Genomic DNA, 13,954 nt, shown 5'->3' with positions numbered 1-13,954 from the left:
AACTTTTTTATATTTTAACTTTTAATTTAAAATTCTGTTTTTACCCATTTTTTTACTAAGCATCTATATTTTTATCTAATTCAATTTGTTCCCCATCTTTATCATAAAGAGCGACATCTAATCCAAGTGACTGGAATTCCTTAATTAATACTCTAAATGATTCTGGAGCATCTGCTTCTGGCATTGCCTGTCCTTTTACGATAGCTTCATAAGTTTTTGTTCTTCCGCTAATGTCGTCTGATTTAACTGTAAGCATTTCTTGAAGGATATTTGACGCACCATAGGCTTCCAATGCCCAAACTTCCATTTCCCCAAGTCTTTGTCCACCAAATTGGGCTTTTCCTCCAAGTGGCTGCTGAGTAACAAGTGAATATGGTCCAATTGCTCTGGCATGCATTTTGTCCTCTACCAAGTGGTGAAGTTTTAGCATATACATACGTCCAACTGTTACTGGGTTGTCAAATGGCTGTCCAGTTCTTCCATCAATCAGTTTTACTTTACCAGTTCTGCTGTATCCAGCTTCTTCCAAGTAATTTTTAACATCTTCTTCACTTGCTCCATCAAATACTGGTGTTGCAATATATTTGTCAATATCTCCAATTGCAAGTCCCAAATGCACTTCCAAAACCTGTCCGATATTCATACGTGATGGCACCCCAAGTGGGTTAAGACAAACATCTATCGGTGTTCCATTTTCTAAATGTGGCATATCTTCAACTGGTAATACTCTTGAAATAACCCCTTTGTTTCCATGACGTCCAGACATTTTATCCCCAACCATTATTTTTCTTTTTTCCGCAATATAAATTCTGATTAGTTTATTTACTCCAGCTTTCAAATCATCTCCATTTTCCTTAGACAATTCAAGTACGTCTACAACAGTTCCTTTTACTCCGTGTGGAAGTCTTAATGAAGTATCTCTTACATCTTTTGCTTTTTCCCCAAAGATTGCACGTAATAATTTTTCTTCTGCTGGTGGTTCAGTTTCCCCTTTTGGAGTTACTTTTCCAACAAGGATATCATCAGGAGTTACATGAGCTCCTATTCTTACAATTCCATTTTCATCAAGATTTCTCAAAGCTTCTTCAGAAACATTAGGAATTTCTCTTGTAATTTCTTCATCTCCTAATTTTGTAGTTCTTGCTTCAATATCAAATTCTTCAATATGAATTGATGTAAATACGTCATCTTTTCTAAGTCTTTCAGAAATAAGGATTCCATCCTCAAAGTTATATCCTTCCCAAGGCATAAATGCCAGCAAGATATTTTTACCTAATGCCAAATCTCCACCCGCAGTAGATGGTCCATCTGCAATAATATCACCTTTTTTAACTTTATCTCCCAAATCAATAATTGGTTTTTGGTGTAAGCACATTGATTGGTTAGATTTTTCAAAGTTTAATAATCTATGGTAATGTTCTTTTCCTTCTTTATCAGTTACAATAATTTTTCTTGCATCCACAAAAGTTACAGTTCCTGCTGCTTTTGAAGTAATTACTGCTCCTGAATCCACAGCAACTTTTCTTTCAAGCCCAGTTCCTACATAAGGAGCCTGCGTTTTTAATAATGGTACTGCTTGACGTTGCATATTTGAACCCATCAATGCACGGTTGGCATCATCATGTTCCAAGAATGGAATTAATCCCGCTGAAACAGATACTAGCTGTTTAGGTGACACGTCCAAAATATCAACTTTTGATTTATCAATATGCACAATTTCATCTCCATAACGGCAAACAACTTCATCAGTCAAGAAATTTCCATCTTTATCAATAGGAGTATCAGCCTGTGCGATAAATAGACCTTCCTCTTCATCAGCCGCTAAATATCTAATATCATTAAAATCCGCTTTCCCATCATTTATTTTTACAAACGGAGTTTCTATAAATCCGTATTTATTAACTTTCCCATAAGTTGAAAGTGAAGCAATAAGTCCAATATTTGGTCCCTCTGGAGTTTCTATTGGACAAATTCTTCCGTAATGCGAGTTATGAACGTCACGCACCTCAAACCCTGCTCTATCTCTCGAAAGTCCCCCTGGTCCTAATGCTGAAATTCTTCTCTTATGAGTCAATTCTGACAATGGATTAGACTGATCCATAAATTGTGACAACTGCCCACTTCCAAAAAACTCAAGAATTAAGGCATTTAACGGCTTTGTATTTAATAAACTTTGCGGAGTCAATGTCGTAATATCTTGGATTGTCATTTTTTCTCTAACCATTTTAGACATTTTAAGCATTCCACCTTTTATTTGGATAGAAAGCAGCTCTCCAACACCTCTTACACGTCTATTTGACAAGTTGTCAATATCATCCGTGAAGCCTTCTCCGCTTACAAGATTTTTTACATACTCAATAGTCTGCAAAACATCCTCTTTTGTCAATACGATTACATCAGCTGGAACATCCAGTTTTAATCTTTTGTTAACCTTGTATCTTCCAACATCTGCCAAATCGTATCTTTGAGGATTAAAGAACATCTGTTTAACAAGCGATCTGGCACTGTCTACAGTTACTAAGTCTCCTGGACGCAATTTTCTAAACACTTCAATAACGGCTTCATCATTATTTTTTGTGCTGTCATGTACTAAAGCATTTGCAATAATTCTATCCTCAGGCTTTACTTCCCAAATATTAATTACAGGCACTTTTGCATCTATTATTTTCTGAATTACAGGCATATCAACAATTTCTTCTGCTTCTGCAACAAACTCTCCTGTTTCTTCATCTAAAATATCTTCCCTTACAAAACTTCCTTCTAATCTTGAACGCAAAACTTCTTCCAGCTCAGTATCTCTATATTTTGAATAAAGTTCTGACAACTCTACTTCTTTTTCTTCAAAGAAATGATTCATAATTTCCGTATTATTTTGGAAAAAATCAACCGCTTTTAAAAATACTGGTAATAATACTTTCTTTCTTCTATCAATTTTTACATTTAAGATGTCATTTTTATCAGTTTCAAATTCAAGCCATGTTCCTTTATAAGGGATAATTTTCCCAATAAACACATCTTTTCCTGTCTGAATATTTAATTCCTTGTTAAAAGTAATTCCTGGTGATCTGTGTAATTGAGAAATAACGACTCTTTCAGCACCATTTATAATAAATGTCGCTTTATCAGTCATAAGTGGTATATCTCCGAAATGAACTAATGTTTCCTGAATTTCTCCTGTTCTCTTGTTAGTTAATTTTAATCTAACTTTTAATTGTCCAGAATATGTTTTACCTCTTTTTTTACATTCCAATTCATCATTTAAAGGTTCATCATTATCGTGAATTTCATACCATAAGTATTCTAATTTTAGTAACCCATTGCTGGATTCAATTGGAAAAATTTCATTAAAGATTGCTTCAAATCCTTTATTTTCTCTTTTTTGAGGTGGCACTTTAGTCTGTAAAAAATCTTCATAAGAATTTAATTGAAATTCTAAAAAGTGTGGCATTTCCCCTCTGTCTACTATTTTTCCGAAACTATATCTTTCAATAAGTTTGTTCATTTAAAAAATTCCTCCCTATAAAAGAACACATTCTTCTTAAATTCAAATCAAAAATTAAATTTAAAAATTCAAACTTCATCTAAAAATGTTCTCATAATTTCGATTTGTTATTTCACGTCACTTAAACTAAGCAACCTTTATAAAAACTCATATCGTTATACTATAAAAAACTAAAAAATAGACTAAAAATACTCCTGTTTTAAACATGTAAACCTCTATATTTAGCCTTAAAGTTAATTATACCAAAACCACTTTTCAGATTTGATTATTAAAAAACAACTGAATTTATCTAAAAGTAATCCTTTTCGATATTCTTTTAGAAGTAGCTTTATCGTATTATAATTATGAATTTGTTTGACTTATTTATAAAAATTAATACAAAAAAGAATAATTAATTATTCAATTTTAAAGTTTTGTAGTGGAAAAAGACACTCTCTATAATCCTTAAGAGTGTCTTCACTATTGATTTTCTTTTTACTATTTTAATTCTACAGTTGCTCCTGCACCTTCTAATTGAGCTTTTATTGCTTCAGCTTCTTCTTTAGCAACTCCTTCTTTAATTGCTTTTCCACCAGCTTCAACTAATTCTTTAGCTTCTTTAAGTCCTAATCCAGTAATTCCTCTTACTTCTTTAATTACTGCTAATTTAGCTCCTCCTGCAGATACTAAGATTACATCAAATTCAGTTTTTTCTTCAGCTGCTGCACCTCCTGCTGCTGCACCTCCTGCAACTGCTACTGGTTGAGCTGATACTCCAAATGTTTCTTCAATAGCTTCAACTACTTCTTTTAATTCTAATACAGACATAGCTTTTAAATCTTCTATAAATTGTTCTTTATTAAATGCCATTATTTTATTTCCTCCTAATTTTTTATTTATTTTTATATTTTTAAAATTATTTTATGTTTAAAATTACTCTGCTGATGCTCCAGTTTCTTTTTGTTCTGCAACATTTGTTAATGCAACAGCCAACATTCTAACTGGCGACAACAATCCATAAGCAATTTGACCAAGTAATTCGTCTCTTGATGGTAATTTAGCCAATGCTTCAACAGTTGACACGTCAACTCTTTCAGACTCTAGCAATCCACCTTTAATTGACAATTTATCTTTTAATTTTTTCCCAAAATCAAAAATTAATTTAGATGGCGCAACTCCATCTTCATATCCTAATGCAAACGATGTAGTTCCTTCTAATAAATCATCAACATTTGTATCAAATCCTGCTTCTTTCAATGCTATTTTAAACAATCTGTTTTTAGCAACGAAATATTCTACTCCTGCTTCTCTTGCAGTTTTACGAAGTTCAGTATCTTCATTAACACTAATTCCTTTATAATCAACAAATACTACCGCTTTAGCTTCTTTTAATTTTTCAACTAAACTTTTTACTGCTTCTAATTTTGCTTGTGCTGGCAATTTGTTTCACCTCCTTATAATAAAAAGCCTCTGAAACAAAAACAATAAGCCCAGAGGTATCATACTATAAAAATATCTATTATTCTAATATCTATTTGTAATAATATTTACCTCGGTAGGGTTTAAAGAACTTTCATTCTACCTACTGTCTTTGGTTATTATTTATATGATTTATGTGTTACAAATCAATATGTATTATTATACAATAACTTTTAAAAAAATGCAAGTATCTTTTAAAAAATTATTTCTAAATTACCGAATAGAAAAAATCTACTCGGTAATATTATTTTTTTACTATTCAGCTACAAATGCTCCAGCCAATAATGGATCAATTTTAATTCCAGGTCCCATAGTTAATGAGATTGCAACTGTTCTTAAATATTGTCCTTTTGAAGCAGCTGGTTTTAATTTAATAATTTGATCTAAAGCAACTTTGAAGTTTTCTACGATAGCTTCTTTTGTAAAGTCAACTTTCCCAATTGGTAAGTGAATTGATCCTAATTTATCAACTTTAAACGCAACTTTTCCTTTTTTAAATTCTTGAACTGTTTGTTCAACATTTGTTGTAACTGTTCCTGATTTAGGATTAGGCATTAATCCTTTAGTTCCTAAGATTCTTCCTAATCTACCTAATTTAGGCATCATATCAGGCGTAGCAATTACTAAGTCAAAATCTAGCCATCCACCTTGAATTTTATTAATATATTCATCATCTCCAGCAAAATCTGCTCCTGCAGCTAATGCTTTATCAATATTTTCTCCACTTGTAATAGCTAGAATTCTTACAGTTTTACCTGTACCATTGGGCAATGAAACTGTACCTCTTACTTGCTGATCAGCGTGTCTTGGATCTACTCCTAATCTTATTGCTAATTCTACTGTTTCCACAAATTTAGCACTTTTAGTTTCAAAAACTAATTCCAATGCTTCTTCTGGTGTGTAAACTTTCATTTTATCTACTTTTTGAGAAATGTTATTATATCTTTTTCCTCTTTTTGCCATTTATTATTTCCTCCTCTGTGGTAATTGAATTTACTAAATCTCCCACTTGTTTTACTAATCATTTAATTTATTTTTTTAATTATAGAATTATATCTGTTATTAAAATTTCCTTTTTATTATTCAGAAATTTTGATACCCATACTTCTCGCAGTTCCTGCAATAATATTCATAGCTGCTTCAACTGATCCAGCATTTAAGTCTGGCATTTTAGTTTCTGCAATTTCTTGTAATTGAGCTTTTGTTATAGTTCCAGCAACTTCTTTTAAAGAGTTTCCAGCACCTTTTTGAACTTTAGCTGCTTTTTTTAATAAATCTGATGCAGGTGGAGTTTTTAAAACAAAAGTAAAACTTCTATCTGCATAAACAGTTATTTCTACTGGAATTACAAATCCCATTTTATCTTGTGTTTGAGCATTAAATGCTTTACAAAATTCTGCAATATTTACCCCATGTTGTCCTAATGCAGGTCCTACTGGTGGTGCAGGATTTGCTTTCCCTGCTTCTAATTGTAATTTAATCTTTCCGATTACTTCTTTAGCCATTTTTCCTCCTTTGTGGTAATTGAATTTGCTAAATCTCCCACTTTTTCTTTCAAATTAAAATTTCGCTAATTATTATTCTTTAATAATACTTTTGTTTTTCAATTTTATTTTTGACTTTTAATAGTCTATTTTTTCTATTTCAGTATGCTCTACTTCTACTGGAGTTAAACGTCCTAAAACTTCAAGCATAACCTTTACTTTACCATGTTCGTAGTCAATTTCAGAAATTTCTCCTTGTTGTCCATCAAAAGAACCGCTTTTAACGTTAACAACTTCACCAACTTCAAAATTAATGTCAAATCTTGGTATTCTTTCTTCACCTTCGACATCAATACCAACTTTAGCAAGCAAATCTGAAGCTTCTTCATCAGACAACGGTATCGGATCACTTCCAACTCCTACAAATCCAGTAACTCCATTAGTATTTCTTATAACATACCAAGCATCACTGTCAACACGATATCCTAATCCTAGCTCATTTTCTTCTCTAACAGAAAGCATTTCTATCATTACGTAACTTGGGAAAAGTTTTCTTGAAACTTTTACTTGTTTACCACGCTTTTCTTCTAGCACCTCTTCTTCAGGAACTAAAATTCTAAAAACTCTATCTGTCAAGTCAAGCGACTCTATTCTTTTTTCAAGATCTGTCGCCACTTTTTTTTCATAGCCAGAATACGTATGAATTATATACCATTTTTTTTCGTATACAATTTCATCTTCATTTTTTTCCTTTGTTTCAGTCACTTTACGCGCCTCCTATAAGATTTTTCAAAATATCACTTATCTTTGCCAGCACAAAATTAAACGCCGTATCAAAAAGTAGTGTATATATCGCTATAAATGCTGTCATAAGAATCACAATTATAGTTACATGATAAACTTCTATTTTATCAGGCCAATATATCTTTTTATATTCTTCACGTAAATTTCCCAAAACTTCTTTTAAATTAAATTTACTCATGATTTTCTCCTAGAATTATTTAGGAATTTAAACAAAACCTAAACACTGACTGTATAATCATTTAACACTTGATTAATCTTTATGATATTAATCAAATTGATACTTTCAAAAAAAAATTCCCATAAAATAAAATGGCAGGCCAGGCAGGAATCGAACCCGCAACTTTCGGTTTTGGAGACCGACGCTCTACCAATTGAACTACTGACCTATCTATTTTTATGAGATTATTTAACTTCTCTATAAAGAGAATGTCTTTTAAGCACTGGATTATATTTTCTTAACTCTAATCTTTCAGGATGAGTTTTTTTATTTTTAGTTGTAACATAGTGTCTCAACTTAGTTTCAGTGCATTCTAAAATAACTTGTACTCTCATTGTTTTCTATCCCTCCCAATAAAATATTGGTATTACCAGAATAAACTAGCTCATTTATAATATCATATTCCTCTTTTTTTGTCAATACCATTTTCTTTACTTTTTTTAAACTTTTCTATTTTCTATTCTAAAATTATTTTTGAGTAATAATTGTTTTTTATTTTATTTACTATATTTAATTTATTTTAACACAGAGGTATCAAACGCTATACCTCTGTACTCACGCTCTCAAATTTCAATTTTACAGTAAAATACAAAGCTTGCTTTCAACAAAAATTATTCTAATTTCATAAGGTTATTATCAACTTAAATATAATAGAAAAACTCAAATTAAGTTGTCTTTTACTTAAAAATTAAAATCTTACCATAATTTTAATTATTAGGATAATTTTTTACTCCAATATAAGGATTTGCAGCAATAAGCAATCCTATGAAATAAAAAAAGAAAGAAAATTCCAAAAATTTTGCTTCAAACACAACAATTCATTTCTCTAAAATTTTATACTAATGGCGATTTCCATATTTGTCTTCGCAGTAAACATATCCACTTTCATCTTTATAGCATCACACACCTCTTTCGGCTCTTCTTTTATTATATGCTGCTGCTGCCCATTCTTTTGGACTAGCTTACTGTAATTATTGCAAGTATTACAATTAAAAATATTTTTTTCATAAATATCAACTTCCTTACAATTTTTTGTTTTATTGTAACAAATGTTTATAATATTACAATTTCAATTTTGTTATTTATTTTTTCATTTTTTTTTGATTGTAGTTTACTTTGTAATATAGATTTTTGTAAATTTAAAACGAGGACATTAAATCCCCGTCTTATAAAATTTATTTAGTTTTCCAGATTTCATTTTCATATTGTTCGATTGTTCTGTCTGATGAGAAGAATCCTGCTTTTGCTATGTTGTTTATTACTTTTTTGTACCACAAGTCTTTGTTTTCATAGTCTTTAAACATTCTTTCTTTTGTGTTGTAGTAATCTTCAAAGTCGATTAATGTCATAAACCAGTCTTTGTTTATTAATTCATTTTGAAGTCTTTCTAATCTTTCTTTATTTCCTACTTTTAATAATTTATCTGACGTTATGAAATCAACTACTTCTTTTATTCCATCTTGCTTGTAGTAATCTTTTGAAACATATCCTGATGTTTCGTATAATTTAATTATATCATCACTATTTTTTCCAAAAATATAGATATTTTCATCGCCTACAAGATCATGAATTTCCACATTCGCTCCATCCATTGTTCCAAGAGTCAATGCTCCATTTAGCATAAATTTCATATTTCCAGTTCCACTGGCTTCTTTTGAAGCAAGCGAGATTTGTTCAGAAATATCTGTTGCTGGAATAATTTTTTCAGCTAATCCTACATTATAGTTTTCAACTAGGTAAACATTTAAGTATTTGTTTACTTCTGGGTCGTTGTTTATTATTTCTGATAGACAAAGTATTAAGTGGATTATGTCTTGAGCAATGATGTAGGCTGGTGCAGCTTTTCCACCGAATAATACTGTTATCTTTCTTTCTGGTAATTTTCCATTTTTAATGTCTAAATATTTTTTAATTACATACAAAGCGTTCATTTGTTGACGTTTATATTCGTGGAATCTCTTAATTTGAGTATCAATGATACTGTTTTCGTCAATAACGATTCCTTGTGTATGTTGTAAATATTTTTTCAATTTAATTTTATTTTCGTGTTTAATTTGTGATAATTTTTCATAAACATTTTTATCATCAACATATTTTAAAAGTTCTTTTAGATTTTCAGCATCTGTTAAGTATCCTGTACCAATTAATTCTTTCAAGTAGTCTGCCAAGTCTTCGTTACAGCTTTCAAGCCATCTTCTGAATGTAATACCATTTGTTTTATTATTAAATTTGTTTGGATAAATTTCATAAAATTCTTTAAGTTCACTATTTTTCAAGATTTCAGTATGCAGATAAGCAACTCCATTTACACTTGAAGAGAAATGAATATCCATATTTGCCATGTGAACTCTGTTTTGCTCATCGATAATTTGTACTTTTTCATCTGAATATTTAACTTTTATAACTTTATCCAATTTTTTTATAATTTCAACAATGTTCGGCACAACTTCTTCTAAGTAGTCTAGAGGCCATTTTTCTAATGCTTCTGCCAAAATTGTGTGATTTGTATATCCTGTCATTTTTGTTACAATTTCTGTTGCTTCTTCAAAAGAAATATTATGCTCTTCCGTCATAATACGGATTAATTCAGGAATTACCATACTTGGGTGTGTATCGTTAATTTGAACAAATGCATAATCTGCTAAATCGTGAATATTGCTTCCTTTTTCAGTTGCTTCAGCAATAATCAATCTTGCTGCATTTGATACCATGAAATATTGTTGATAAATACGTAACAATTCTCCTTTTTTTGTACTGTCGTCAGGATATAGGAATAATGTTAGATTTTTTTCAATATTTTCTTCATCGAATGATATTCCATTTTCTATCAAATTGTAGTCAATGCTTTCAATATCAAACAAATTCAAATAATTTTTTGTATCTTTTTCATATCCTAAAATATCAATTCTTTTTAATTTTGAATGTAAACTGAAGTTTTTGAATTTAACTTCATATCCAATATTTGTATCTCTTAGCCAACTTTGGTCTTCTATCCAGTAGTTTGCCTCAGCTTTTTGCTCATTGTTTTTGAAAACCTGCTTAAACAGTCCGCAGTGATAGTTAAGTCCGACTCCTTCTCCATTGATTCCTAAAGTTGACATTGAATCAACAAAGCATGAAGCAAGTCTTCCAAGTCCACCGTTTCCTAATGAAGGTTCAGTTTCTACTTCTTCAATGTGGCTCAAGTTTTTTCCTGCAGCCTTCAATTCTTCCCTTACTTCCTTATAAATCCCCAAATTAATCAAATTATTTGACAACAATTTTCCAATTAAGAACTCTGCAGAAATGTAGTATATTTTCTTTTTAGATTTATTAGGTGTTTTTTCATCTGCTCTTTCTTTAACATATTCCAGTAATTTGTAATAAATTTCTTGATTTGTCATTTCATTTAAATTTTTTTCATTTTTTTTCTGTAAAAAATCTGTAAAATTATAACTCACTGTTTTGATTATTTCCTTTCAAATAAATTTTGTTTTTTATAATAAATTTAATGGTTTAACCACTTCAAAATTGGATTATTGTTATAATAAATAAACTTGTAATTTAAGCAATTTAATTATAAGTTATATCCAATTTTAAAGTTGTTTTACTATGTCGGAGATATTATATACTTTATTTTTTAATTTGTCAAGACGTTTACGTAAATGTCGAAAGATTGGGATACGAAAAGACTTGAAGAAAATAAAAAATATACCTCCAATTTAATTTTCAAGATTGGAGGTACAGTAATAATATTTTTTCAAAAATTTCTCAATTATGTTTTGTTATTTTACTTCTTATATGATATTTTAAATTTTTTTATTTAAAATATTTAAAAAATATTATTTTTAGTAAATTAATTACCAATATAGTCAAAAGTTTCCAAAGTTAAATTTCTATTTCCGCTTCCATAAAAATATACTTTAAATATTGTTCCTTTTGAAAATTTGTAATAAGTCTGGTCAACAAGTCCTGTAAAATTAAATGTTTTTCCTGACTGAAGGCTGACACAGTTTGCGAATCTTTTGCCATCTTTTGTCATACCTCTTGAAGTTACACGACATTTTTCTACCGTTCTTAAAGTTTTTTGTGCTGCAAAACTGTAGGCACTTGCTAATATTAAAAATACAAAAATAATTTTTTTCATAATAAATCAACTCCTATTATTGTTGTTGTAATTTTTAGTTATTTGTGAAAATTTATAAATTCTACCATTGTACACCCAGCCTTTTTACAAGCTGTGCGTAATTCGCAGGAGGCATCCAATATTTTATAATTTTTTTGTTTTTATTGAACACATCCAGTGCTTTTTCCTTTTCACCTTTTTTCAAATAAACATCTATCATAATTGTATACAGTTCGTTTAATGGATGATTTATGCTATTTTCATAAATAAATTCCGGATATTTTTTTGTATCGACATTTTTATATGCTTCAATTCCTTTTTGTGCATAATTCAGTATTTCTGAATAGTTATCAGGATAATTATGATAAAGGAAATCTGTCATAATACGGTATCCTTCCGGATAATCAGGGAAATTTTCTATTAATTTTTGCGATATTCTTTTAAAGTTAATGTTATCAGGATTTTTTACCGGCGAGTAAAGTATCAGAAGCAGTTTATAATCATCAATTTTTGCTGTTTTATTTCTTATTTTTTCCTCTTTTTCACTGATTAAAAGTTTTCTATCATCATCATTTTCCGGCGTTCTTACAATTTCTCCTATGGTTTTATCCATTCCTTTTATTTTATAGCTGTCAAGTGAAAGAATATTTATAAACTCTATATTCTCATCATAAGGAATTTCCCATTTTTTAAGCGGATAGAAGTACTCAAATTTTACAGTCATTTCCTTTTCGATATATTTTATATCATTTTTCTTTAATTCACTTTTTAAAAAGGAAGACACTTCTTTTTCTATTATTTCCATTTGTGTCAGCCTGCTTTTTCCTTTAACTAACGAATTAAAGTCTTTGTTTTTATAAAATTTAGACATTGTATAGTTTAAATCGGGATATTTTAGTGACACATTTACATAAGCCAGCTTTATGTCCCTTCCGCTTCCATTTTTCTGATTTGTTAGTTCAATTTTATTTATTTTATAAGTAAGATATTTATAACTTTCCTGTGAAGTACGCCAGATATTAAACCATATTAAATGATATTCATTAACTTTTTTTGTGTCTTCATTTTTTGTCGCATTGATATAATCTTCAAAAGCCGCTATTACAGCCTTTTTATCATCATTCTCTTCAGCACTTTGGCTAATTCCGCAGCTTGTTATAAATATAATTGCCAGTAAAATAAATGATATAAATCTTTTCATGATTCCTCCTGATTTTTCTAATAATAAGTTTTTCTGATTGCACTGTAAAATATTATATTTGCTGATTTTTTAATCATTATAATAAATATCCCCATCAAGAATAACCATTGCACCCTTTCCACTCGAAGTTGGTGGTATATAAAAGAAACTATGTTTCTTTACTACACCGTTATTATATTTTAATGTCAAATCACCATTATTTATAGTATATGTTCCTGAAGCTTTACTTGAACTGCTTGAGCCTCCTGTAGCAGAAGAAGTTGACATTGAAGAAAATGAACTTGAAGATTCTGTAAATCTGTTTCCTTCAAATTTTATATATCCACTTCCTCCTGCTCCACTAACTCCTATTCCAGCACTTCCTGATACAGAGCCTACATAGAAATTATACACACCATCAGGAATCTTATTTTTAGGTATTTGAGTCTTAAACATATAAAAGCTTCCAGGTGCTAATATAGTTTTTTTATCTGCTGATGTATATTCATATTCGTCTTTTACTCCTTTTTTGTCTGTTGTAATCAGCTTATTTCCATTTATTATATATGTTCCATCTACTCTTGTTTTCCAGTCAGATTTGCCCAATTCTTCTGTATACGTACCATCATCTCTCAAATAAATTACTTGATCAAATCCGCTGTGATCAACTCCCGCATATATTCCTCTTCCAACTTTTGTAGCCTGTACATTGCCTCCTGATAAAACTTCTTTCGATGCCTGTCCTTTATTTTGAGTATTTTTGGCTGTTGCAACTGTTCCCTGAGATTTTACAAAAATCATTGAAATTCCTGTATCCTGATTATACTGCACTTTTCCATTTTTTACAATAATTTCATCTGATTCCTTGCCATTTCCTACAAGAATATATCTCCCGTTGCCCTTACTTTGCATATCATAGGTTCCTGCCTTTGTTATACAGTTCCCGTTAACTACATTGTTAAGGCTTATATAGGCAATATTTCCTTTTATTTCAAAATATGAATCTTCAAAGCATTTCTGCCCTGCCACCTTTACAGTCTGTCCTTTCGTAGTCAGCGTTTCCACATTATATTTTCCTGAAATACTGCTTTGGGAAGCTTTCCCCTTTGCTTCACATCCCATACTCATTAAAATCATTCCTGCCATCATAGCTAGATTTATTTTTTTATTTTTCATTTTTTCACCTCTGTCTGTATTTAACTAT

General features: G+C 30.1%; 12 protein-coding genes, 1 tRNA gene and 1 other annotated feature. All 13 genes read right to left on the bottom strand.

The window, feature by feature from the left end; genetic code table 11:
• Window positions 1-55: 55 nt before the first annotated feature.
• A complete protein-coding gene (gene rpoB, locus AB8B23_RS01980) occupies window positions 56-3,502 on the bottom strand; it encodes a DNA-directed RNA polymerase subunit beta (protein WP_369713185.1) in 3,447 nt (1,148 codons plus the stop codon).
• Between the two features lie 477 nt (window positions 3,503-3,979).
• Window positions 3,980-4,351 (bottom strand): 50S ribosomal protein L7/L12, encoded by a 372-nt coding sequence (gene rplL, locus AB8B23_RS01975; protein ID WP_021745202.1) that lies wholly within the window; start codon window positions 4,349-4,351, stop codon window positions 3,980-3,982.
• Between the two features lie 63 nt (window positions 4,352-4,414).
• On the bottom strand, window positions 4,415-4,921 hold the full coding sequence (gene rplJ, locus AB8B23_RS01970) for a 50S ribosomal protein L10 (protein WP_021745201.1): 507 nt from the start codon (window positions 4,919-4,921) through the stop codon (window positions 4,415-4,417).
• A gap of 12 nt (window positions 4,922-4,933) precedes the next feature.
• Window positions 4,934-5,094 (bottom strand) — a sequence feature (ribosomal protein L10 leader region).
• Window positions 5,095-5,215: 121 nt separating this feature from the next.
• Window positions 5,216-5,923, bottom strand: coding sequence for a 50S ribosomal protein L1 (rplA, locus tag AB8B23_RS01965; protein WP_021745200.1), 708 nt, complete (start codon window positions 5,921-5,923; stop codon window positions 5,216-5,218).
• Between the two features lie 116 nt (window positions 5,924-6,039).
• Complete coding sequence (gene rplK / locus AB8B23_RS01960; RefSeq protein ID WP_021745199.1) at window positions 6,040-6,465, bottom strand: 50S ribosomal protein L11; 426 nt, start codon at window positions 6,463-6,465, stop codon at window positions 6,040-6,042.
• A 117-nt stretch (window positions 6,466-6,582) separates the two neighbouring features.
• On the bottom strand, window positions 6,583-7,209 hold the full coding sequence (gene nusG / locus AB8B23_RS01955; protein WP_369713184.1) for a transcription termination/antitermination protein NusG: 627 nt from the start codon (window positions 7,207-7,209) through the stop codon (window positions 6,583-6,585).
• A 1-nt stretch (window position 7,210) separates the two neighbouring features.
• On the bottom strand, window positions 7,211-7,426 hold the full coding sequence (gene secE, locus AB8B23_RS01950) for a preprotein translocase subunit SecE (RefSeq protein ID WP_147004879.1): 216 nt from the start codon (window positions 7,424-7,426) through the stop codon (window positions 7,211-7,213).
• A gap of 132 nt (window positions 7,427-7,558) precedes the next feature.
• Window positions 7,559-7,634, bottom strand: a tRNA-Trp gene (locus tag AB8B23_RS01945).
• Between the two features lie 16 nt (window positions 7,635-7,650).
• The gene (gene rpmG / locus AB8B23_RS01940; protein WP_021745196.1) at window positions 7,651-7,800 is read right to left on the bottom strand and encodes a 50S ribosomal protein L33; all 150 of its coding nucleotides are present in this window, start codon (window positions 7,798-7,800) and stop codon (window positions 7,651-7,653) included.
• An 840-nt stretch (window positions 7,801-8,640) separates the two neighbouring features.
• Complete coding sequence (glgP, locus tag AB8B23_RS01935; protein ID WP_369713183.1) at window positions 8,641-10,905, bottom strand: glycogen/starch/alpha-glucan family phosphorylase; 2,265 nt, start codon at window positions 10,903-10,905, stop codon at window positions 8,641-8,643.
• Window positions 10,906-11,300: 395 nt separating this feature from the next.
• A complete protein-coding gene (locus AB8B23_RS01930) occupies window positions 11,301-11,591 on the bottom strand; it encodes a ubiquinol-cytochrome C reductase (RefSeq protein WP_369713182.1) in 291 nt (96 codons plus the stop codon).
• A gap of 61 nt (window positions 11,592-11,652) precedes the next feature.
• A complete protein-coding gene (locus AB8B23_RS01925; protein ID WP_369713181.1) occupies window positions 11,653-12,771 on the bottom strand; it encodes a hypothetical protein in 1,119 nt (372 codons plus the stop codon).
• A 69-nt stretch (window positions 12,772-12,840) separates the two neighbouring features.
• Window positions 12,841-13,926: a lipocalin family protein gene (locus AB8B23_RS01920; RefSeq protein ID WP_369713180.1), complete on the bottom strand. Its 1,086-nt coding sequence runs from the start codon at window positions 13,924-13,926 to the stop codon at window positions 12,841-12,843.
• Window positions 13,927-13,954: the final 28 nt, after the last annotated feature.

This window comes from Leptotrichia sp. HSP-342 (genome assembly GCF_041199995.1).
Classification (GTDB): Bacteria; Fusobacteriota; Fusobacteriia; order Fusobacteriales; family Leptotrichiaceae; genus Leptotrichia; species Leptotrichia mesophila.
The sequence above is the reverse complement of the archived record's forward strand: the minus strand, read 5'-3'. Positions and strand labels throughout refer to the sequence as shown.